General features: G+C 60.4%; 12 protein-coding genes and 5 pseudogenes. 9 read left to right on the top strand and 8 right to left on the bottom strand.

Annotated elements, in window-relative coordinates; all coding sequences use genetic code 11:
- The first annotated feature begins 183 nt into the window (after positions 1 to 183).
- On the top strand, positions 184 to 1,305 hold the full coding sequence (locus LB577_RS20850) for a DUF3800 domain-containing protein (RefSeq protein ID WP_224688133.1): 1,122 nt from the start codon (positions 184 to 186) through the stop codon (positions 1,303 to 1,305).
- Positions 1,306 to 1,307: 2 nt separating this feature from the next.
- On the opposite strand, the gene LB577_RS20845 is transcribed toward LB577_RS20850, so the two are convergent.
- Positions 1,308 to 2,738 carry a Fic family protein gene (locus tag LB577_RS20845; RefSeq protein ID WP_224688132.1) on the bottom strand — a complete coding sequence of 477 codons (1,431 nt, stop codon included), beginning with the start codon at positions 2,736 to 2,738 and terminating at the stop codon, positions 1,308 to 1,310.
- A gap of 159 nt (positions 2,739 to 2,897) precedes the next feature.
- Here LB577_RS20845 and LB577_RS20840 point away from each other — a divergent pair.
- From LB577_RS20840 to LB577_RS20825, 3 pseudogenes are all read left to right on the top strand, one after another.
- A pseudogene (locus LB577_RS20840) lies at positions 2,898 to 3,194 on the top strand (ATP-binding protein); the annotation flags it as partial.
- A 185-nt stretch (positions 3,195 to 3,379) separates the two neighbouring features.
- Positions 3,380 to 4,278, top strand: a pseudogene (locus tag LB577_RS20835) (tyrosine-type recombinase/integrase).
- 21 nt (positions 4,279 to 4,299) lie between these two features.
- Positions 4,300 to 5,181 (top strand): annotated as a pseudogene (locus tag LB577_RS20825) (transposase); the annotation flags it as partial.
- 509 nt (positions 5,182 to 5,690) lie between these two features.
- On the opposite strand, the gene LB577_RS20820 reads toward LB577_RS20825, so the two are convergent.
- Together LB577_RS20820 and LB577_RS20815 are read right to left on the bottom strand one after the other, a co-directional pair.
- The gene (locus LB577_RS20820) at positions 5,691 to 7,541 is read right to left on the bottom strand and encodes a WD40 repeat domain-containing protein (RefSeq protein ID WP_224688130.1); all 1,851 of its coding nucleotides are present in this window, start codon (positions 7,539 to 7,541) and stop codon (positions 5,691 to 5,693) included.
- Between the two features lie 41 nt (positions 7,542 to 7,582).
- Positions 7,583 to 10,495: a winged helix-turn-helix domain-containing protein gene (locus tag LB577_RS20815; RefSeq protein WP_224688129.1), complete on the bottom strand. Its 2,913-nt coding sequence runs from the start codon at positions 10,493 to 10,495 to the stop codon at positions 7,583 to 7,585.
- A gap of 228 nt (positions 10,496 to 10,723) precedes the next feature.
- On the opposite strand from LB577_RS20815, the gene LB577_RS20810 reads away from it, so the two are divergent.
- Positions 10,724 to 11,539 carry a DUF1194 domain-containing protein gene (locus tag LB577_RS20810; RefSeq protein WP_224688128.1) on the top strand — a complete coding sequence of 272 codons (816 nt, stop codon included), beginning with the start codon at positions 10,724 to 10,726 and terminating at the stop codon, positions 11,537 to 11,539.
- 168 nt (positions 11,540 to 11,707) lie between these two features.
- Here the strand turns inward: LB577_RS20810 and LB577_RS20805 are convergent, their stop codons facing one another.
- Together LB577_RS20805 and LB577_RS20800 are read right to left on the bottom strand one after the other, a co-directional pair.
- On the bottom strand, positions 11,708 to 12,859 hold the full coding sequence (locus LB577_RS20805) for an IS30 family transposase (protein WP_224688127.1): 1,152 nt from the start codon (positions 12,857 to 12,859) through the stop codon (positions 11,708 to 11,710).
- A 167-nt stretch (positions 12,860 to 13,026) separates the two neighbouring features.
- Positions 13,027 to 15,651 carry an EAL domain-containing protein gene (locus LB577_RS20800; RefSeq protein WP_224688141.1) on the bottom strand — a complete coding sequence of 875 codons (2,625 nt, stop codon included), beginning with the start codon at positions 15,649 to 15,651 and terminating at the stop codon, positions 13,027 to 13,029.
- Positions 15,652 to 16,239: 588 nt separating this feature from the next.
- Here LB577_RS20800 and LB577_RS20795 point away from each other — a divergent pair.
- Positions 16,240 to 16,604: pseudogene (locus tag LB577_RS20795) on the top strand (Tn3 family transposase); the annotation flags it as partial.
- Positions 16,605 to 16,803: 199 nt separating this feature from the next.
- The gene (locus tag LB577_RS20790) at positions 16,804 to 18,810 is read left to right on the top strand and encodes an adenylate/guanylate cyclase domain-containing protein (protein WP_224688126.1); all 2,007 of its coding nucleotides are present in this window, start codon (positions 16,804 to 16,806) and stop codon (positions 18,808 to 18,810) included.
- A gap of 568 nt (positions 18,811 to 19,378) precedes the next feature.
- Here the strand turns inward: LB577_RS20790 and LB577_RS33325 are convergent.
- From LB577_RS33325 to LB577_RS33150, 3 genes and pseudogenes are all read right to left on the bottom strand, one after another.
- Complete coding sequence (locus tag LB577_RS33325) at positions 19,379 to 20,275, bottom strand: FAD-binding oxidoreductase (protein ID WP_249491027.1); 897 nt, start codon at positions 20,273 to 20,275, stop codon at positions 19,379 to 19,381.
- Between the two features lie 30 nt (positions 20,276 to 20,305).
- Positions 20,306 to 20,464, bottom strand: a pseudogene (locus LB577_RS33530) (FAD-linked oxidase); the annotation flags it as partial.
- Entirely contained in the window at positions 20,400 to 20,786 is a 387-nt protein-coding gene (locus LB577_RS33150; RefSeq protein WP_263496173.1) for an FAD-binding oxidoreductase, read from the bottom strand. The gene LB577_RS33150 and the pseudogene LB577_RS33530, both read right to left, overlap by 65 nt.
- Positions 20,787 to 20,872: 86 nt before the next feature.
- Here LB577_RS33150 and LB577_RS20775 point away from each other — a divergent pair, with 86 nt between their 5' ends.
- Positions 20,873 to 21,904: a GlxA family transcriptional regulator gene (locus LB577_RS20775; RefSeq protein ID WP_224688125.1), complete on the top strand. Its 1,032-nt coding sequence runs from the start codon at positions 20,873 to 20,875 to the stop codon at positions 21,902 to 21,904.
- A 434-nt stretch (positions 21,905 to 22,338) separates the two neighbouring features.
- Positions 22,339 to 23,277 carry an adenylate/guanylate cyclase domain-containing protein gene (locus tag LB577_RS20770; protein ID WP_224688124.1) on the top strand — a complete coding sequence of 313 codons (939 nt, stop codon included), beginning with the start codon at positions 22,339 to 22,341 and terminating at the stop codon, positions 23,275 to 23,277.
- Positions 23,278 to 23,430: the final 153 nt, after the last annotated feature.

Genomic DNA, 23,430 nt, shown 5'->3' with positions numbered 1-23,430 from the left:
GGAATAATCCAAGAAACGTCCGATTCAGCAGCCTCCTCTGGGAGTCCCTTTTATTTTACTGAGCTGTGCAACGCTGCGGGCGAGGGCTGCTTGTAGCGATCTGTCTCGCTCTCTACATTCGGCGACATATCGCCAGCCAAGTTATTGCTCCAACGCGGCCCCCGCTTTTTGAGGACTTCCAAGGTGTTTTATTTCGTCGACGAAAGCGGCAACACAGGGCTGAACCTGTTCGACGCGAACCAGCCGAAGCTCTATTACGGTGTGCTGGGCTGCCGCGCGAATCTTGACGTCATCGCTGAGCCGCTGCTGAAAGAGTTGCGGCGAGATCTCGGGGTGAAACGCCTCCACGCCAATGAACTCGGTGTCGGACGACTGACGCCAATCGCTGAAAAAATAGCCCGGTTCAGCAAAAAGAACGATCTGCGGTTTTCTCTTTATAAGGTCTCGAAGCCGGACCATGCGATCATCACCTTCTTCGATCAGGTTTTTGATTCCGGCTTGAATGATGCTGTTCCATGGCACCATTACTGGACGCCCATGCGATATGTCCTGCTGTTTAAAGTGTCGTTCCTTTTCGACGAAGACCTTGCGAAAGAGGCATGGAGCGCTAGGCGCGAACAGAACCCCGCACGTTGCGAGGAAAGGCTCAAGAAGCTTTACGCAGGTCTGCTCGAGCGCGTGGGTCGATTGCCGGATGCGCGATCAAGGGAGCTTGTGGCGGGTGCTATCAAATGGGCTGCGGCAAACCCCAAAGAGATCAGCTTCGGCTCCAGCAATTATGAATCGACACTGCAGATATCGCCGAACCTGATCGGGTTTCAGCAGGTCCTGCAGGCAATTGCTATACAATCCAATGCACAAAAGAGCCGGGTCAACCGCATCACGGTCGATCGGCAAACGGAGTTCAACGGCGCCCAAGCCGAATTGTCCGAATGGTACCGGAGATTGCGAGGCCATAAGTCTGATATGGGTCCCGGCATGCCCAAGGCCGATTACTCGCACATGCCGGAAACGCCGCCCGTATTCATGCCAGGAGATGAGAGTGCCGGTCTTGAGCTGGTTGATGTCACCCTTTGGTTGACAAAGCGGCTGGAGGAGAAAAAGCCGATTTCTCCCGAACTTCGTGCATTGTTCTGGTCGCAGGCCAAACGAGGGATGACCGATGAGGTTTCCTTGAAGGCCTTGGACAGGAGGTGGCGCCATCTCGCGCATTTGCCTGAACCGGAAAACCCGCTTCCGGGTGATCTGGTGAAAATCTTCGAGGACGTCGAGGAGAAGCGCCGTAAGATCGTGAGCGCTCTATGATCTTACATTTCCGGAAACAGCTTCGGAAACAGCGCGTCCAGAGCGTCCGCCGGAAAGCGCAGCGACACTGGGCCCTTGGGCGTTTTCGACGCCAACAGACCGAGCGCGATCACATCGTTGAACACGCGACGCGCCGTGCGCTCAGGCAGTCCGCTAATGCGGGATGCCTCGCCGCGGTCAAACTCACCGCGCATGAGCGCTTCTTCCAGAAGACGACCGGCTTCTGGTTTCAAGCCGCTACGCTCGACATAGCGATGCAGTCGCTTGGCGAGCGTATCGAGATCAAACAATCCGCTCATGAAGCTCACCTGGTCGGTGCACACCTGCAGGAACCACGAGGTAAAGTCGCCGAGTGCACGCTCGGAGAGGTTGCCCCGCCCGTCGAGATCACCTTGGCGGGGCATATCGGCATGATCCATCATGCGCTTGTAGTCCGTGCGGCTTTTCACGCCGCGTGCCAGGCCGCGCGAGATCGACCACAGCCCGTGCGCGGCGATCCCGGCCTCGTGCGCCATGGCGTGGCTCATCAATCGGCTGACGCGGCCATTGCCGTCGGGGAAGGGGTGAATGTAGTTAAACCGATGATGCGCTGCAGGGATGGCCAGGATCCGTCCGGCCTTGCCCAGCTTGTCGAAGCGATAACGCATGGCAAAGTACTGCATGAAATCGTCGACCCGGTCGCTCGAAGGCGGTTCATGCCGACCGACGGCGACGTCATGCTCTGGCTTCGATCGCCACTCGCCTGGCGCCATGACAAATTCACGGCCGGCACCCTTGATGGTCAGCATGGGCGCTTCGGCATCGCGATAGAATTCCGCGTGCAGCCATCGCAGAAAATCTACCGATGCCGGCTCTGGCAACCGGCCCTCGGCCTCCATACGGTCGATCTCGGCTTGCAGGCGAACATGCGCGGCCGCCTCGAGCTGCAGGTTGCGACGGTTCTCGTCTCGATCGAGGTTTCCGGCCAGCGCCCGTTCGATGTCGCGCGGGCGCGTATCATGGCCTTCGATCAGGTTGCTGTAGTAAGTGTTCATGATGCGCACGAGATCGGCGAGATTGGCAGCGGTACGCGGGTGAAGGCTTTTGCCCAAAACCGCCGACGTCGCCGATAGCTCCGCCAGCGCATCGGAGATAGTTTCGGATACATCGGTTAGGCGTGCCGGTTCGATGCGCTGTACACTCTCTTCCATAATTGGCCGATCTTGGTTTCTGCTAAATGCGTAATTATAATATATATTTTGAATTTGCCAGGATATTTGGCCGATCTTCTGGCCGATCTCCGGCATCTTGCCGACTTCGCGGGCCCTGGCACCGTCACCGCTGCCAAACCTGGACACCATTGATGCCGCCGACGATGATCCCAGCAGGATGTCGACGATGACCAGGATCAGATGGCCGATAACCGGCACGCCTAGCGTGCTGTATTCATGCACGAATCCGCAAGCGGCGGGAACATTTGGCCGATCCTTTGGCCGAAGTTCGCGGGTTGCCAGGACTCAGGTAACATGGCCGATAAATCGAGGCAGATCCAAACAAATGGCCAAAGAGGATGATCACACCGAAGCGCATATCCAAAGAGACAAAGCAGTCCTGTCCGAGCGCCTGGCCAATCGAAGATCGCAGACGCTCTTTCGAAAGGCGCGCGTTTCCAGCTCTACCTGGCTCTGCGGCTCGCCGGATATTATGAGTTTGCCAAGCTCAAGCCCTCTGTTCCTTTCATCGCCGACGACATCATGGAAACCTTCGACCATCTCCGGTCGGAGGAAGTTTTCCGCCTGTTCGGCGAGATGGCCAGCGTAGGCCAGGTAATGTACCTGACCCATCATCAGCACTTATGCGACATCGCCAAGGCGGTCATTCCCGACGTGATGATCCACGAACTCGGGTAATTCGAACGGCATTGTTGTTGGCGGCGCGTTCTTGAGGTAAGTCGCATCGCCAACGACCGCTTCGCGCCCAGTGCACGAACCCGCTTCGCGAAGGCGCGGTTGGCAATTCGGTATGGTAATCTTCGGCTTTGAGTGCCTACGGCCTGACCAGACCATGGAGTTCCCTTCAACGAGAGGAACTCGCCATGGCTACCCTGCCGACCAATGCACCGATATCACCGCTTCGTCAGCGCATGCAGCAAGACATGCTGATGCGAGGTCTGGGACCGCATACACAGCAGGATAACGTACGTCACGTCCGGCGCTTTACCGCATTCCTTGGGCGCGCTCCCGACACTGCGACGCCCCAGGATATCCGGCGCTTCCAGTTGCACCAGCATGAGAACGGTGTCGGCCCCGCGACGATCAACGGTGCGGTCTCGGCGTTGCGCTTCCTTTTCATGGTGACACTGATGCGGCGGGAACTGGCGCGTGCGCTGGTGATCATGCGCTATCCGCGCAAGCTGCCCTATGTGCTGAGCGTGGAGGAAGCGGCGCGGCTGCTCGAGGCAGCACCAGGCATCAAGTACAAGGCTGCGCTCGGCGTCGCCTATAGCGCGGGCCTGCGCGTGTCCGAGGTCGCGCACCTGAAGGTCGATGATATCGACTCCACACGCATGTTGATCCGCGTCGAACAGGGCAAGGGACGCAGGGACCGCAACGCCATGCTCTCGCCGCAGCTTCTGGCGGCTGTGGTGGCGCGAAGGCAAGCGGCGCGGGGTGATGCTTCCGCATGGCTGGCTGTTCCCGGGGCGCAGTTGCACCGATCCGATCTCGTCGCGGCAACTGCACCGCGCCGTCCAGGAGGCTGCTGAAGTCGCAGGCATCCGCAAGCGCGTCAGCCCGCATACGCTGCGGCACAGCTTTGCCACCCATCTGCTCAAGCAGGATGTCGACATCCGCGTCATCCAAGTGCTGCTAGGCCACAGCAAGCTCGATACGACCGCGCTTTACACCAAGTGTCTCGACCCGGACGATCCACGCGGTCGCCGGGCCGCTCGACCGGCTGATGGCGCTGATGGAAGGCAAGTCGCTGCCCGGCTGATCCGTGCGCGCCTCGATCGAGGTCGCCGACATCGCGTTCCACAACAAGGCGCAGGTGTACGATCTGTTGTTCAAGGCGGCATCGGAGACGATGCTGACGATCGCGGCGGATCCCAAGCACCTCGGCGCGCGCATCGGCATCACCGCCGTCCTCCACACCTGGGGCTCGGCAATGACGCAGCATCCGCATGTCCACATGATCGTACCAGGCGGCGGCATCGCGCCGGACGGAAGCCGGTGGATATCGTCGCGTCCGGCTTTTCTCCTGCCAGTGCGCGTGCTCGGCAAACTGTTCCGCCGGCTCTTCCTCACCCGGCTGGTTACGCTGCACGAGGCCGGACGGCTCAGCTTCTTCGGATCGATGGCGCACCTGGGCGACCGCCGGGCATTCCTGCGGCACCTGTCGCCGGTCCGGAAGAAGCGCTGGGTGGTCTATGCCAAGGCGCCCTTCGCCGGGCCGGAAGCCGTGCTCGCCTACCTGTCGCGCTACACCCACCGGGTCGCCATCTCGAACAGCCGCCTGATCGCCTTCGACAAGAACAGCGTCACCTTCCGCTACAAGGATTACCGCCGTGACGGCGCCAACAGCCAGCAGGTCATGGTGCTCGCGATTGATGAGTTCGTCCGCCGCTTCCTGTCCCATGTCCTCCCGCACGGCTTCCATCGCATCCGGCATTACGGCCTGCTTGCCGGCGGCTCCCGCAAGGCCAGCCTGGCGCTCGCCCGCGACCTGCTGAGCGTTGCCACACCTCCCGATGACGACACCCCGCACGCGCCGGAAGACTTCCGCCCCTCATGCCCGTGCTGCGGCGGACGCATGGTCGTCATCGAGGTGTTCGAACGGTGGAGGCAACCGCGCGGACCGCCCAACGCGACCGCAGCGAGCCGGGAGAACTCTCCATGACCCGGCATGGCCCGCTTGCCCCCACGACCGCGCTACGCCGGCGCAGGTCAACGGAAACGCATGTGCGCTTTGCTGTTGCGCCGGTCATCAGGCGCGCGAACCCAGTCAGAATCACCGTAACAAGCTCCCCGACCAAGCCGGACGTTACTTCCTCGACACGCTCGCAGCACGAAATGTGAGCGTTCGCGACAGACGCTGGCACACCCGCCACACAAATCCCCATAGCGCACAGCATGCGGCCCGCGGGTTCCTGCATGGGAGGCTTTCGTACGCCTGACGGCACCCGAAACCCTTCACAATTGGAGCCGTCAAGGTCGCCTCCGACGCTTTCCAAAAGCAGACGTCACAGGTAAACGCTCTGGTCGGACCCGAACGCCAACCGGTAGGGCAAGCGAAATCCCACGGTTATGCGCCACGCCATCCGGATCCAGGGCGATCATCACTTTGGGTCACACGGTTGGGCGGTTCGAGTAGCCGGCCTAATGGGCAACATCCGATCGTTGTCGACCTCAATCCGGACAGGTGCCGTGTGCGGGGTCTTCAGGAAGGAAGAAGCTTCGCCGCTCGCAAGGGGTCAGTTCGCGAGGCACAGTACGGCGGGCGAATTCAATAAGCTCCTTGGGTGTTTGGAAGAGGCGAACGATGCTGACTCTCTTTTCGCCGGAAACAATCGCGACATGGGTGCCGTCGGCGCTGAAAGCCGCGCGTGTAAAGCCCCGTCGAACGGTTGCATCGTCCTGGCTGCTAAGGACGGCAATCTGTCGCCCCGATTGCGCCGCCCATAATCGGACCGTTCGATCTTCGGTCGACGCGGTCACGACATACAACCCATTGGGACTGAACTCGGCGCTGTCCAGCGCGCCGCTGTGGCCCCTGAGAACCCTTTCCAGACCGCCGGCGACGCTCCAGATCCGGGCGGTTCCATCGCGTGAAGCAGTCAGCAACGACCGGCCGTCGGGACTGAAGGCGACCGCCGTCACCGCGCCGGTATGTCCCTCAAGGGTTCGGGCGTTTTTCCCCTCCGTGATCGACCAAATTCGGGCCGTGTGGTCGAGTGAGCCCGTGGCGACCAGTTGACCGTCGGGGTTGAAGGCCGCTGCCGTGATGCGATCCTGATGCCCCACCAGAGCACGGAGTTCGGCTCCGCTGGTCGTGAGGAGGCGTCCCACATTGTCTTCCCTGGCCGAAAAGATCAGACGTCCGTCAGGGCTAAGAACCGCTTGCGGCAGATTGCTGCTTGTATTGATGTCGGCTAGCTCTATGCTGGTCGTCGCGTCCCACAGTTGGGCGGTACCGTTGATCCATGCGCAAACAAGCGATTTGCCATCGCGACCAAACTGGATCTTGATCAGTCCGGCATGTGATCGGAACTGGGCGGTCTCGTGCCCCGTGGCCACATCAAAGATACGGACCACGCCCTCAAGCGATGCCGTGGCGACGCGCCTCCCATCTGGGCTGAACGTAGCGTTTTGAATTATCTCATGCGTATCGAGGCGGATTATCTCGCGCCCACTGACGACATCCCACAGGTGCGCCGCGCTGTCGCCCCCGCCGGTAAGCAGGTGGACGCTGTCGGGGCTGAAGACCGCGAAAGTCGGCCGATATTCATGTGAAAGCGCCGTCGTCAGGGCGCCGTCGACATCCCAAAGCCGAGCGGTGCCATCGTGTGAAGCAGTCAGTAGAATGTTGCTGTCGATCGGGCTGAATTCCAGATGCTCGACCAAGGATTCATGACCGGCGATCGTCGTCACTATCGAGGCGCGTTCAGCGTCCCAGATGCGGATCGGCCCATTGATCGACGCGGTCGCAAGGAAGCGGTCGTCATGGGAGAAGGCACCGTTCATCTCCACATCGCGTTCATCTGTATCGATGTCAGGCTTCAACCCCGAAACCTCCTGGCCGAGCACATCATCCAGCGTTCCCAACGCTCCATTCCAAATCCGGGCAGTGCCATCCAGTGATACCGTTGCGATCCGTTGACCCCCGTGGCTGAAAATCACGCCGTTCAATTGCGTGTCGCTCTTGCTGCCGGCGAACTTTGCGATCTCCGTTCCTTTCGACAAATCGAAAAGGCTGGAAGTGTCGCGATCTGAATGCCAACCCCACGGGCCGGCCAGCAACCGGCTTCCGTCCGGGCTGAACGCAAGGGTGAATGGCCAGGAGATCACTCGGATCGACCGCGTCAGCGCGCCGTCCGCGGTATTCCAGATCGAAACCAAACGCTTGCCTGCCGTCGCGAAGCTGCGGCCGTCTGAACTGAAAGCAGCACGCGTATATGCGTCGCTGCTTACACCCAGGACTTTCTTTCCGGTCCGAGCATCCCAGAGCGTTGCATCGCTGTTCTCCCCCGCCGTCAGCACCAGAGTGCCATCCGGGCTGAAGATTGCCGTCGGGAAATTGCCTACCGGCCGCAGGATGTGGAGCTGCTCTCCCGAGACGGCGTCCCAGAGACGTGCAGTGCCGTACTCGCGGCCGTCAGGATACGGCTCCCGTCGGGGCTGAATTCGGCCCTTTCCACGGCCCCTTCATGACCTTTTAGAATTGCAGTTTCGGCACCGGTGGAGACGTCCCAGACGGCTGCAGTTTTGTCATAGGATCCGGTGACGATGCGATCACCTGTAGGATTGAATGCCGCATGCGCCACAGCGGCGCCAGGGCGGAGGATTTTGATCTGCCGGTGCGCCAGCAGAGCCTTGTAGAGAGCTGCCTCCGCCTCAAATAGATATGGCCGCTCGGGTTGCTCTTTCGAGGGTAGCGCCTCAAGCGCCAGCCGGATCGCAGCCTCGGTATTGCCTGCCGCGGCGGACCGCTCGGAAAGGAACGAGAGCGAAAGGAACTGATTGCGCAGCGCCTGATCGCGTTGCCCCCTTGCTTCCTCCCGCGCTTTGAGGGCGACCAATGCGCCTGCACCCGCCATGACAGCGAGCATTATTGCGACGATAGCGGCGTTCCGTGTCCGTCGGGCAAGCCGGTTTGCCGCGGCAGCCGCTAGGCTCCGGCGATCGGCCTCGCGCTCGAGGCGCTCGCGTTTTGCCTCTTCGGCAGCCGCGACCAGTGCTAGCTCTGCGTGACGGTCCTTCTCCTCCTTCTGCCGATGGGCACGCAAGGACTCCTCGATGTATTCAAGGACGGCATCGTCGACCTCCTGCCGCCTTGTAAGCATCAACTCTTCGCCCTCCGCCAGACGTTTGCCGGACGGGAGGAGAAGCTCTCGATTCCTGTTTTCCAGGTGCCATCGGTGGGCGTCGGCCCTCAGGCGTTCGCGCGTCGCGAGAAAGTTCCGGTTTGCATTCACAATGTCACCGGCGCGCGGCCAACGGCTCAACAGTGCTTCATGTGCAAGACGAACGAAAACATGCCCTGCGGCGTCCTCGTCGCTGACGAGGAGCCGTGCGTCGATGAGGGCACTGACGAGGGCCGATCGCGCGGGAGTGCCCGCAACTTCGGTATACAGGGCTGGACGTGCCGTGACTGTTTCATCGGCCAGGCTCGCCGTGGTGAGGGCGCGCAGCACCGCGGGCAAGGCGTCCTGGATCCCGGGCGCCAGCAAGTCCAGGACTTCGTCGGCGCGGCGCGCGATTGCGCCTTCGAGGCCGCCCAGCGCACGATAATGTGCAAAGGTCAGAACGCGTCGGTCGCCACTGGCCTGGTACGACGCGTCGAGGACAAACTCGAGAAGCGGCAATGATCCGGGATCTGCAGCCGCTGCCTCCTGCAGGACATCATCGAGTCGACCCCGCTCGGGGTTCTCCTCGAAGCGGAGGCCGGCAACGCGGGCGGGTTCGCGGATGATCTGCCCAATCTCTGTGCCAGTCGGCGGCAGGAGTTCGTAGCTGGCGAGGCCGTCCTTGAGAGCCGAGAAGCCCTGAACCTCGCCGCAGCGGTGGAAGAAATCCGAACGGATCGCCGCTATCACCCAGACCAGTCCGCTCGCCGCCAGCACCGCCATGAACCGCACAAGGGCCTCGCGCGTCGCCGGCTGCCTCTCCGTCGTGAACAGCTCCTCCAGCTGATCGATGACCACAAGCAGTCTGATCTGTGAGCGGGCCGGCCCGGCGGCCTTGCGAAGTGCCTGTCGGACCATCGCCAGGGCTCGATCCGGCGTGCTCCTGCAAAGCAGAGCGAGTTCCGCAGCTGTTACTTCTGAGGACAGCTCCGGCACAGCAGCGTCGTGAAGCAGCGCCGCAGCCAACACAGCGAATGCATCCGGTCCTTCGGAGAGGCGGATCAGGCAGCGGCGCCACAAGGATATGCCTGCCACGGCTCCAGGTCGCGTCAATGACGGCAGCAGGCCAGCGCGCAGGAGGGACGACTTGCCACAACCGCTCATTCCGTAGATGAGCAGGAATGCCGTGCCGCTTGCTGCCTGCTGCTCCAGTCTGGCAGTGCAGGCGGCAATCGCCCGCGCTCGGCCGAAGAATAGATCGGCATCTTCGAATTCGAAGGCATCGAGACCGCGAAATGGCGATTTGACCGGTTCCTCGGACGCAAGGCATACGCGGTAGATGCGCAAGGCACGGGCGACATCCTTCAGTTTGTGCTCGCCGAGATCGATGAATTCCAGCGAGAGGTGGGCCTGAGCCTGGACGCGGACCGCTTCCGTGATGCAAATCCCGCCGGGGCGTGACAAGGTTTGAAGATGAGCTGCAACCTCGACGGCCTCGCCCCTGAGGTGGTCGCCCTCGGCGACGACGTAACCTAGGTCAACGCCGATGCGGAAGCGCAGCCGCTTTGTCTCGGGAACCTCGCAGTTCCGCCTATCGACCTCATGCTGGATCTCGCTCGCACACCGCAACGCCTCGACAGGGCCAGCAAACTCCGCAAGGACTGTCTCTTCGACGCTCGCGAAGACACGACCGGCATGTTTTATCAGCAGCCCATCAAGGACCTGCCTGTACGCCGGGGTAAGTGCAGCAATGCTCCGCTCATCCTTGCCTGCCGGCCGGACTTCGCCGGCCAATTCTGCCGCCAGAATTGTAACCAATCTTGGTCCGGCATTTGAGGGAAGGACCAACCTGTAACCGCGCCTCGGCACTGTCTGCACGACGGCCTGGCGACTGTCGTTGAGCGCCGCACGGATCTCGTGAATGCATTGGACCAGGCTGTCATCGGTGACGGCTAGCCCATTCCAGACCACCTTCATCAGCTCGTCCTTGGTGATGACGCGATCAGCATTCTCCAGAAGGTGGCGAAGTACCGCGAAGGTCTGGTGGCGAACTGCGATTGTCCTATTGAACTGGTCGCGCAAGGTCTCCCTGCTCACGTCGGCGGTCACGCCGTTGAGCACGAACGTCGTGGGCGGCGAGCTATTCAAGCCGGTTCCCCTAAGCACGAAGCCGCAGTCCCATACTAGCACGGTTTCGCGCTGCGACGACTGATCATCATCCAGACCGTGCGGGGAGCGCGGATTTCGGCGAATGATCGTAAGCCGTTCGTGACTTGGCAAACGCCCCGGACCGACAATTCCACATTCCATTGTCGGTGAGAGGGGTTCGCCATGGACTGCTTAGTATGGATTGCTGGAAGCATGGGTGCAAGACCAGTGCTGCGGCTCACGGCCGCCTTCCTGCTCACCCTGTTCTTCGCGACAGCGCCACAGGCCCACTCGACGGATCGTCCCGCGGACGGCCTGGCCGAAGTCGATTTGCAATTGATCCTTGCCGTGGACGTCTCGCCGTCGATGAGCAGAATCGAGCAAAAAGTGCAGCGCGACGGCTATGTTGATGCTTTCCGCCACGCAGACATCGCGATGGCAATCAAGGCGGGAGAACTGGGAAGAATCGCAGTGCTCTATCTGGAGTGGGCGGGACCAAATCAGCAAACCGTCATCGTGCCGTGGACAATTGTCGAAAGCCGAGAGGATACTCTGACTTTGGCGGACGGGCTCGCTGCTCTGTCGTTGACTGAAGGCCGGGGAACGTCGATTTCCGGCGCGTTGCAGGCCGCGAATGGGCTGTTCGCGAAGAGCGGCTTGCGCAGCCCGCGCCGTGTTGTTGACGTATCCGGCGACGGACCGAACAATGCCGGAGCACTCATTGACCCCATTCGGCAGTTTCTTCTCGCGGAAGGTGTGACGATCAACGGGCTGCCTATTACACTACCCCGCATTGGCGAGGCCGACGGGTTTGCGCCGTACGACCCCTCCAGGCTGCAATCCTATTTCGAGCGCTGCGTCATCGGCGGACCGGACGCATTTGCAATCGGCGTCACCCACGCTGCGATGTTCGCCACGGCGGTCCGTCGAAAGCTGGTTCGTGAAATCTCCATGAACATGCATCAAGTGAGCTACGCCGCTTACACCGAGCGTTCCGACCGCACGGTCGATTGCAACATCATCGGTCAGTTGCCAGGCCGATAACGCTCGGCAATGAGGTGCCAGCAACGGAATGGCTTCGCGCATTACTGCCGACAGTCAACAGAGCAGGGGGATCAACAGCGATGAACGCCGTCAAGGGCTGAAGGGCTGCATTTTGGTAACTTGGTTCCGAAACCGGAAGGGCAAGTTTCGGGCGGTGGGTTCAACCGGTCACTGCAACACCTTGTGTAGCCTATCGGCGGGTGTTTCGAAGTCCAGGGTTTTTCGGGGGCGCTGATTGAGCCGCAGGGCGACGCTGTCGAGTTGGGCCTGCGGGACCTGCGAGAAGTTGGTTGTTCTGGGGAAGTACTGCCTGAGCAGGCCGTTGGTATTTTCGTTGCTGCCTCGTTGCCAGGGACTGCGCGGGTCGCAGAAGTAGACCTGGAGATCGGTTGCGACGGTGAAGCTCTTATGACGAGCCATCTCCTTGCCTTGGTCCCATGTCAACGAGCGCCGCAGCTCTTGGGGCAATGTGCCGATTTTCTCGGCGAGGGCCGCCACGACAGTCGCTGAGTCCCTTCTGGCCAACTTCACAAGCATCGTGAACCGGCTGTGTCGCTCGACCAGGGTGACGATGTTCGTGTCGTTTGCTCCGGTGAGCAGATCACCCTCCCAATGACCTGGGATGGCACGATCCTCTGCCTCGGCGGGACGCTCGCGGATGGAGACCATATCGAGGATTTGACCTTGCCCCGTTCGGTTGCTCTGTGCACCTTTGCCGAGGCGCATCTGTCGTTTGGTGCGCAGATGGGCTGTCAGCTCCTTCTTGAGCACCCCTCGCAACTGGATGAACAGGCTGCGATAGATCGCTTCATGAGATATCCGCATGCTTGGATCGCCTGGGTACGCTCGCTTCAGCCAACCCGCAATCTGCTCCGGCGACCATTGCAGTGCCAGCTTTTGCGCCACCCGCCACTTTAGCCGTCCAGAGCATGCCAGGCGACATTGCTTCGGGCGAAGCGCGCGCTGCCAAGCCTGCTTGTCGGCTCGGGTTGCGCGATACGCTTGGGCACCGCCATTGCGCGAGATCTCGCGACTGATCGTTGATGGGGATCGCCCCAGACTTCGTGCAATAGCGCGGATGGCAAGACCTGCCGCAATCCCGCGAGAGATCTCTTCGCGCTCCCCCAGCTCGAGCGCCGAGGCCGCTCTACGCCTTGCTGACGGAGCAATGCCGCCGTGTAAGGATACGATCCGCTGAACGCCGCCCTTGGTCCGGCGGTCTAGTGCCCGCGAGATCGATGAAATGCTCTGACCCTGTTTCCACCGCTCCCAAAGCTCGGCCTTCTGCTCCGGGGTAAACCAGATCCGTGACGTCACCATGCGACACCTCCCAATCCTCTCAGATTAAAGGTGTTGCAGTGACCGGTTGAACCCACCGGCCCACGTCAGTCATTCCAGCCATCCGATCCGTTGACCAAGCGGACGTGGCTGGGCCGAGACGGCTGGCAAGCTTGTACCTTTCGGTTGAAAATCGCCCATTTCAGGTATTAGGATGCTGGGCGCCTTCGACGGCTGCTTAAGAACTCCACGATGCCGTGTGCGTTCATCGGCCGGCTCAGCGCATAGCCTTGCAGGATGTCGCAGCCCAGGTCCTTAAGGATCTCGGCCTGCCGCATCGTCTCGACACCTTCGGCGATGATTTCCACCCCTAAGGACCTGCCAATCTGCAAAATCGATTGTACGACCTCTCGCTGCTGGGCTGACTCGGCGATTGGACCAATTAGCTGGCGTGCAATTTTCAGCCGTCGCGGCTGAAGTTTCATCAAGCTGACAATCGAGGCGTGGCCGGTGCCGAAATCGTCAATTTCTATATCGATTCCGAGTTCCTTGATCTGGTTGACGTTCCAGACCACAAGCTCATCATTGTCGTCGAGGAAGATCGACTCTAGAAGCTCGAACGAAACGGTCCCGGGTTTTATTGAAAGCGAATTCAGGCTATTGATCAGCTCCCCGTCCTGCAACCGCGTCGCGGAGACGTTCACCGAAGCGCGCGGCATCGACAGGCCGGCTCTTTGCCACCGATCGAAGTCTTGGAGAGTTTGTTCGAGCACCAGCCGGTCGATGATCGAAACGACATTCAACTCTTCCGCAATCTTCAGGAACCCGGCTGGCGTCTGAAGCCCGGCGATCGGATGGTTCCAGCGCGCCAGTGCCTCGACGCCCGCAACCTCTAACGTTTTCGCGTGGAACTGCAGCTGGTAGTGCGGAACAAATTCGTTGCGTTCCAACCCCGCGAGGATCTCATCGGCGACCCGTTTGGTCCGAACGATCTCGGACTGGAGATCTTCGGTGAAGAACTCATATCGATTGCGTCCCCGGCTCTTGGCCCGGTAGAGGGCTATGTCCGCGTTGACCATCAAGCGTGGGCCGTCGACGGGACCGTCCGCTTCGACCGCGATGCCGATGCTGACCCCAATACGACATTGGTGGTCTTTATAGGGCACCGGCTGTCGCAATCTCTGGACGATGCGGTCGGCCAGCTGGCTGAGTCGGTCAGTGGAGATATCGCGGCTGCAGAGTACGACAAACTCATCGCCTCCGACTCGAGCAACGAAGTCTGCTGACCGAACAGTCGATGTCAGCACCTTCGCGGTATGGATCAGCACGGCGTCCCCGACAGCATGGCCGAGTGTGTCATTGATCTGTTTGAAACGATCGAGATCAAGATGCAGAAGAGCGGCACCGCTGCCAGTCGTTGAACCTGTGGCGGCGTGGCTATCGAGCATCGTGTCTAGGTGACGGCGATTCGGAAGGCCGGTCAGGGAATCGTGAAGCGCCGTATGCTCATTGCGCGCTGTCGCTGCCTCTAACTCAGCATTCTTCGTTTCGGCGAGGTTCTTTGCCCGTTCCAACTCCTGCGTCTGGTTGACATCCGCCGTCACGTCCCATTCTGCGCCGACCATTTTGTGGTTGGTACCATCCCTGTAACTTTTGGCACGCGCGCGAAGATGTCGAACAACTCCATTGGGAAGCACTACACGATATTCCGAGGAGTACAGGCCCGTCGCGATTCCTTTGGCGAAATCCAGCTTAGCCTGCTCAAGATCGTCGGCGTGGATCGATCTTGACCACTCTTCGAAGGTCTTCGGTTTGCCATCTGCCGGCTTGCCATAGATTTCGTTCAGACGGTCGTCCCAGTATATGATGTCCGAGTCGAGATCCTGCTCCCAGACGCCAATTTGAGAGGCGTCAAGCGCAAGCTCCAGCCTCTCCGAAAGCTGTGCAAGCCGTCGTTCGCTGAGGCGCAAATCGGCGTAGTGCTTGCGCCGTTGCTCGAGAAGTCGCCCCGCAATGACTATGGGAACCACGACCAGAGCGCCGCCGATGAGCATTGCCAGTCGCAAAATCCAGACGTTGCGGGGCGTGGCATTCCAACCACCCTTGGGAATAGCGGCAATCTGCCATGATCCTGTCGGCAGACGCACCTCGGCCATAACGGGATTGCTTTCGATCACATGCGCGGGACCGTAAAATCGCGCGCCGCTTTGGCCGAGAGCGTCCTTGCCTGTCAGCGCGATCTCGATCGGCAGTTTCTTGTCTAAAAGACCGCTGTCCTCGTACAGCTTCTGAATGTCGATTGCCGCAGCCACTATGCCCCAGAACGTCTCGGTAGGGCGGTCACGGTCAAGGAAGACAGGGAATCGCCCGATGAATGCCTGACCCCCTTGCTTGAGTTCTACCGGTCCGGCCAACACCAGTTGTTTGGTATCGCGCGCCCGAAGAACCGCTTCACGCTGTTCTTCATCCTTGCGAAAGTCCAGTCCAATGGCCTTCTCATTGCCTTGCATCGGATACATCAACGAAATGACCAGGCCTGGGGCAGCGGCGATGTTTCTGAGGTGTATCTTCTCGCGAAAGAGGCTCTCTGCCAGCTGGGCAAAGCGGTCTTGGCTCATATTCGGTTCGGTGACGATCGTCGCGACCAGACCGCGCACGAGTTGAAGGTCTCCATTGACGTTGCCCTCAAGATTGGCGCGGATGAGGTTCATCTCCTTCGCGACGTCAACGCGCAATGCCTGATCGGCAACAATGCTGTTTTGATGGTCGGCAAAAATTCCAGCGAGCAACAGCACGATAAGGGCAATCACTGCCGGAAGACTGGTCCAGGTCATCAAGGTGCGGAAGCGCTGATGAATAGCATTTGCCAACGTGGAGTCTCGGTCAGAGCAACTTCCTGTTGGCGCAGCATACTGGAGCGCACTTAATCGAATCTTGGTGCTTCCAGTCAATATTTAGAAAGGCACATAGAGAGCGAGATCACATGGCAGTCCCGACGGCCTTTCGCGTCTCCAACAGCCTCTGACGTGCGTCGCAGGTGTCGGGCAGCGCAGCCGACCCATCGGCCGAGCGGGGGGCAATCCGGAGGACGCCCTGCCGGGCGCACAAATTGGTCTTCGCGCTCGCTCGCCGATCCGGGCAAAGCGCCGCCAGGTCTATTTCGAGCTCCAGCCGGTGATCTATGACGATTGCCCGACCTTTCTCCCGGCCGTCGCCAGTTGGATCGACGCGGCGCGCCAGGAGGTGAAAGGCTTCGTGGCCGCTGTCGCAGTTCGGTGGCAAAAAGCTGCCCGCCGCCTTGCGGCCCCAAAGCCGCCTCGTCGATTAGCATTAGACCACTTGATCCTTTACAATGAACCAAAGGGCGAACAACGAGGAAGGCATGCGCGAGCGCTTCCAGCTGGAGGCGATGAGCGTGACCACTTCAGCGACGCTGCCAAGCCGGCCTCAACAAGGGCGAGGCAGCGCACAAACTCAAACGCGGAGTCTTCTTCCATGAGCGTGGCGAACTCCGCGACCGGTCGTTCGAAAGTCGGGCATTCCGCGCATCGGGCCTCAATCTAGTCGTCAGCGCGATCGTACACTGGAACACTGTCTATCTCGACCGCGCAGTCACAGAGCTCAAACGAGCGGGAAGGAACATCCCAGATACACTGTTGAAGCATATCTCGCCGCTGAGTTGGGAGCACATCAAACGACGGGCATCTACACCTGGGACAGCGAGCAACATCTCCTGGAAGGCTTCAGGTCGCTTCGGCTCCCGGCCGGGCTAAGGCGCGCCGCATAACGTTCCTGCTCCGTTCGACCTTAGCGTACGATTTCGCACTGCTCTTGTTCCGACCCCAGCTAGCAACTCAAGGCCTGACTGATCGTTCGGCAGCCGGTGACCGGGATCGTCGCGACCCTGTCGCTTCGACAAGGTCACCAGGTTGGTGCCGCCGCCATGGCGCAGCGACGGAAACAGGATACGGCGCAGCCGGGTCGTAATGACCAGGTCAGCAAGCTTCCACGATGAAGGTACTTGCTGTCGATACGAGCGATCTGGCACCAGGCACAATCCCAACGCCGCTGTCGGGCGTTTATCGGGGCGACAACGGCAATTGTTAGCTGATCGCACGCCAGGGCGCTGTCTCCGGCGTGAAGGGCGAACCACGCTCGCCAAAAACCTGCTCGACCGGCTGAGGCAAGTTTCTGGCAGACATTTGCGCCTTGTTGTAGATTGGTTGGGGCGATGGGAACGAAGAGGTTGGTCGGCAGTGGTCGGAAACGCTGCGCAGCGCCGTTTGGCTGCCATCCTAGTGGCCGACGTGGTTGGTTACTCCCGCCTCATGGAGGCGGATGAGCTCGGCACTTTTGAGGTGATCAAGGAACGGCGAAGGGAGATCGTGGTGCCGGCCGTTCGAGAGCACGCCGGTCGAATTGTCAAGTTCATGGGCGACGGAATCCTGGCCGAATTTGCCAGCGCAGTAAATGCGGTGAGTTGTGCGCTTGAACTTCAGCTCCGCATGGCCAAGGCAAATGAAACGCTAGCAGATGCTAATCGGATCAGATTGCGGATAGGCATTAACCTGGGAGACATCATAGAGGACGAGTCGGATGTCTACGGTGACGGTGTTAACATCGCCGCTCGGCTTGAAACCCTGTCCGAGCCGGGAGGTATTTGCATTTCGGGCCAAATGTACGACGCGATTCAAGGAAAGCTCGAGATTTCAATCGAGGACATTGGGGAAAGCTCCCTCAAGAATATATCCCGGACAATTCGCGTCTATCGCATCAGGCCCAAAGATGCAGAAGGAGTCCAAGAAGCCCAATTTTTAAGGGTCAACGAGCGTACGACAGTGGCGGTATTGCCATTCGCAAATATGTCTGGCGACCCAGCACAAGACTATTTCTCCGATGGAATTACCGAAGACATAATCACGGAGCTTTCCCGCTATCAACATCTGTCAGTGATTGCACGTAATACGACAGCTCTGTTTAAGGATCGGTCCGTAAACGTGGCGGAGATAGGCCGCAAGCTTCGGGCTGATTTTGTGATCGAGGGAAGCATCCGCCAGGCCGGCAACAGGGTGCGTGCTACAGTTCAACTCATTGACGTTCAAACTGGGACTCATGCGTTCGCAGAAAAATTCGATCGGAGAATTGAAGACATATTTCAAGTTCAGGACGAGATCGTTGATGCTATTCTTGGCCGGCTTTTTTATAATTTGGATGAAGCAGCAAGCAAAGCTCGTCAGCGAAATCCGACGACAAGCACCACCGCTTATAGTTTGTGGTTGCGCAGCAGGCAGGCTTCTAGAAATGGCGATGAGGAGGATGCTATAAGCTGCCTGAATCAGGCGATCAAAATTGATCCTCAATATGCGAGAGCGTTGGCCATGTTGAGTGGCCTATATGGCTATAGACGATTTACCGGATCCGCACGTGACACTCATATGAAAATCGCCGAACTATCTCGCGGATACGCTGAAAGAGCTATCGCTGCCGACAAGACAGACGCCTACGTGCTTGAACAGGTAGCAGCTGCGTACCTAATGCTCGGGGATGGAGACAATGCAAGACGATATTCTGATAGTGCAAGTTTACTCAATCCGCGTGACATCTCCACGGCCGCCACACGGGCACTAGTTCTCGCGTTCATAGGCGAACGCAATCGCGCACGGGAAATAATTGAACGTGTATGTCGGGCTGAGCCACGCGTACCGCCGGGATGGACCGTTATCTTGGCAGACGTACAGTATCTAATGCGTGACTTTGAAGGAGCCCTTAATACCTACAGAACAATTAACGGCGCACCTTTCTATGTAAGATTGCTTCAGTCGATGTGCCTTTCCCAACTGGGGAGGATCGATGAGGCAAAAGCAATTCTAGGCGAGGCACCGACAGGTTTCGATATTCCAGCATTCGCCTGCAATTGTGCAGGCATGTGCGCACTGGCCGAAGACCATGAATTGTGGCTCGAGGGGTTTCGCAAAGCAGGCGTAGACGTGTGAGCGTCGTGTTCCGTTCTCAGTTATTGAAGACGCTTCTGCTCAGACTCAATGCTCAGTCTCGTCCACATCGACCGAGGCAATTTTTGTCGTCACCCGCTCGAGTTCCTCCACACTTGCGGATAGCCGCGTTCTCAGACTGGCGGTCCCCTATAGCATTCACTGCGCCCACTCTCCGAACACCGCCATGCCGTCACGAGCCCATCATGGTGGGCCTGGAATCGATCCTCGCAGCTTGCCGAAGGTTCTGCGGCCACGGGACCTCGTCGATCCAACGCTGAAGGTCGAGCCAATCAAGGTGAAGACACGGGACTTCCGATAGTGCTCGCATCGTCCGTGCTCAGCGGTAAACGCAAAAGTCGCCGTCTGACATAGGGTGGAGAGCGGCCACCAAAGGTCAGTGACCATCGACTGCTTCGCGCCTCAATCTCGGTCGTTGCGGACAGATCTGTCACTGATTGAAAGCCGACATCGTGGCGATGACGCTGGGCGTCCCTCGCGGCTCAGCGCGTTCAAAGCCACTACGACCCAGGCAAGAGTCGCTACCGTACGCCCGACTTGAAGTTGCGCGTCAGTGCATTGGCAGGATGTTCTGGTTGAGGCGGAACAGATTGTCCGGATCGTATATCTGCTTGATCTTGGCGAGCCGCGCGTAGGCCTCGGCTCCCAGGGCGTCGCGCACGAGATCCGCTCCTTCGCCATGGCCGGGGAAGTTCAGATAGAGGCGCCCGGTCGAGTAGCGCTGCATCTCCTGCCAGAAGCTGCGAACCCAGCCGATGTTCGCATCGTCCTCGTCAGCGCCTGGCCAGATGGCGTCGAGGCTGAGCATGAAGGGCATGGAGCGGTCGCCGAAGGCGGTCGCATCGGCTGGGACGCGCTGGACGAAACCGCCGAACTTCCAGATCGAGGCGAAGGTCATTTCGGAGGGTCGCTTCGCCATCCGCGCGGTGATCTCCCCGATGACCTCGTCGTCGAGGCGCGAGAGGTAGGTGGATTTCCAGTAGCAGCGGTCGCGGCCTTTCGGGAACAGCCCGTCATAGAGCGACTGGATGGTGCGATATGGCATGCGGCCGCTGAAATCGACGAGCGGTTCCCCAAAGCTGCGCAACGGCGCCATGACCCGCTCGCCCTCGTCGGCCGGTCCGTCATAGACATGCGCGAGCGCCAGGACGCGCCGGCCCCTTGCATGCTCGGGGATCGAGGGATCGTCCGGCAGCGTGGAGAATTCCGCCAGGCCGCTTAGGCGATCGGGTGCGGTCTGCATGAAGTCGCGCCAGAGTGGAATGATCTCGTTGGCGCGCTCTTCGGGATAGGCCGGACCGCATAACATCAGCTCCGGCTCGATCGGGTGCAGCTTGAACTCGAAGCTCGTCACCACGCCGAAATTGCCGCCGCCGCCGCGCAGCGCCCAGAAGAGACCCGGGTTCTGCGTCGCGTCGGCACGGATGAGGCGGCCATCGGCGGTCACCAGATCGGCCCCCAGCAGATTGTCGACGCTGAGGCCGTGGCTGCCGCGCAGCCAGCCTATGCCACCGGAAAGCGTCAGGCCGGCAACGCCCGTCGCCGAGATGAGGCCGCCTGGCGTGGCGCGATCATGCGGGGTGGTGGCCGCATCGACATTGGCCCAGGTGGCGCCGCCCCTCGACGAAGGCGCGATCGAGGCCGGGCGCGACCCGCACGCCCTGCATCAGCGACATGTCGATCATCAGCCCGCCGTCGCAGACGGCGTAGCCTGCAACATTGTGGCCTCCTGAGCGGATCGCGATCGCCAGCCGCTCTTCGCGCGCGAAATTCACCGACGCCTCGACATCGGCAGAACTCCGGCAGCGCGCGATGAGAGCGGGACGTCGGTCGATCATGCCGTTCCAGACGATCCGCGTCGTGTCATAGGATGGGCTCGACGGCTCCAGCACCTCGCCGCGCATGACGGAACGGAAGCTTTCGATGCTCGATGGTGCAAGGGTAGCGGTGGCGGCCATGTGGCGGTCTCCTCGTTTCACACACGCTAGCGCGGCGCGGGCACGGCCACTAAAGTCGAAAATGCTGAAAGGCGGTCATTTCTGCCATGGTTGAACAGATCGGCCCATTGAATGTGGCGATCCTTGCCGTTCCGGAGGCTACCGCCTCCACGATCTACGGCATGTTCGACCTGTTTTCCTCGCCCGGCAGGGATTTCCTGTTCATCACCAGCGGTGTGGCGGGCATGCCGCGCATGCGGCCCTATGTGGTTGCTGGGGACGGCAGCCCGTTTCGCGCTGCAAACGGCATCTGGGTGCGCCCAGATCACAGCCTTGCCGATTGCCCGCCACCCGACATCGTCTGTATTCCAGATTTCTTCGTCAATCCGGGAGAAAGCGTTGCCGGGCAGTATGACGCCGAAGCCGCGTGGCTGAAGCGAGCGCATGACGACGGCGCCATGCTGGCCAGCGCATGCTCGGGCGCGGTGCTGCTCGGCGAGGCCGGGCTGCTCGACAATCGCGAGGCCACCATTCACTGGGGCTATGTCGAGACGCTCACGAACAACTATCCTGGCGTTAAGGTGAAGCCGGGCCAGTCGCTCGTGCTGAGCGGCGAGGCCCAGCGCATCGTCATGGCCGGGGGCGGCTCGAGCTGGCAGGATCTCGCCCTCTATCTCATCGCGCGCTTTGTCGGCCTCAAGGAGGCGATGGAGGTCGGCAAGGTTTACATGCTGCAGTGGCACGACATGGGCCAGCAGCCCTTCGCCGCCCTGCTGCGCTTTCGCCAGACCAGCGACGCGGTGATCAACCGGTGCCAGAAATGGGCGGAACTCAACTATCGGACTCCGTCCCCCGTCGCCGCCATGACAAGGTTGTCAGGCTTGTCCGAGCGCTCCTTCGTGCGCCGCTTCGCCAGGGCTACGGACATGAAGGCGATCGACTACATCCACGCGCTCAGGCTCGAGCAGGCCAAGCAGATGCTGGAGACGGGCGATCTCCCTGTCGAAGCGGTGGCGAATGAAGTCGGCTACGAGGACGCGAGTTTTTTCGGGCGGCTCTTCCGCCGCAAGGTCGGGCTGACGCCGGCGCAATATCGCATTCGCTTCGGCGCCCTCCGGCGAGCTCTGAGCCGCGATTGAATCTCAACCGTCGCGGCGCGATGCCCACATTCCGCTTTGCGCCCAACCTCGGTCATTCCGGCCGACCTAATCGCGACGGAAAGCAGCCATCGCCGCTGTCGATGACTTAGGTTGTGATTGCGCCAACAGTAGACTGTCCGAAACGCTGGAAGTTCGGAGAGGATGGCTTAGCGGCCACCGCACAATACGTCTGAGAAATAGGTCATCTGAATCGGGTACCACGGGGCGACGCTCGCCTGCCCTGTCGACACGGCGCTCGGCCCAGCTCCGGGAAACGGAGGGGATGTTGTTGGAAAGGGGCGTGAGCTTGGGGCTGCGGCCAGAACCGCCATCCCGCAGAAAGAGTGTTTTCAGTACCCACGGGCATGCGCCGTAGACTCGGCCACCGAAGGACGGCAAACTTCGGCTGTTCACATCGGGCAGGGGTCATTGCAATGTCGGCCACACGCCGCAAACTGACGACCATCTTCTCGGCGGATGTTCAGGGGTATACGCGCCTCATGGAAGCCGACGAAGAAGGAACGTTGGCAACTCTGAAACAGTACAGGGACGCCATAGCGCGACTGATCGATTCCCATGGCGGGCGTGTCGTCAACACCTGGGGCGACGGGTTGATTGCCGAATTCCCGAGCGTGGTCGAGTCCGTGCGCACGGCAATCGACGTTCAGAACGAGTTGGCCGGGCACAATGCCGTACGTCCGGCCGCAACGCAGATGCGCTTTCGGATCGGCATCAACCTTGGCGACGTCATGGTCGAGGGCAGTGACATTTATGGAGACGGCGTCAACATTGCCGCCCGGCTTCAGACTTCTGCCCCGGCGGGCGGGATTGTGATCTCGAATACAGTGTACGATCAGGTCCGAAACAAGATGGCGGTTGGGTTTGAGTTCCTGGGCGACCTCGTGGTCAAGAACCTCGAAGAAGGTGTGCCGAGCTATGCTGTCCGGATTGGCGGACAGGAGAGCAAGGCAGCGCCGGCACCGCCGCGCGCCGAACCCGCCGCAACGCCTCTTGCCAGTGACGCGCCGACGCGCGACGCGGCCGGGGCTGGCGCATCCCTCGAGCGCAGGATCAGCCGGAAATTCCTTCTGCTTGGTTTCATCGCGCTGGGGTTGGCGGCCATTAATCTGCTTTCCTGGAATGGGATTTTCTGGGCACAGTGGCCGATATTAGCCGTCTCCTTGCTGGCGGGGCTGCGCTTGGCAAGCACGACGAGCCACATCAATCGGGGCATCGCGATCTTGGGTGCCGTAGCGTTGGCGGTCGTCGCAGTAAACCTGCTGTCCTGGCAGGGAGAGTTCTGGGCGAAATGGCCGCTGCTTGGCATCGTGCTTGCGGGAGGCATCGGCTGGGCCATCAGGAAAAGAGGTTAGACCGAGAGAATACTGGCGACGCACAGGGGAGGGAAAGTCACGGCTAAGGACACGTCAATAGAATTCGCGGCGCGGATGACCGCTTCGCGCCCAATTGCAGTCATTCGCACGGCCCAGTCCATTGACCAAAAGCGGACATCGCCAATGGCCGGG

It is taken from the genome of Mesorhizobium sp. B283B1A (assembly GCF_020165735.1).
Classification (GTDB): domain Bacteria; phylum Pseudomonadota; class Alphaproteobacteria; order Rhizobiales; family Rhizobiaceae; genus Mesorhizobium; species Mesorhizobium opportunistum.
Note: the sequence above shows the minus strand (reverse complement) of the source record. Positions and strands in the feature narration are given on the sequence as shown.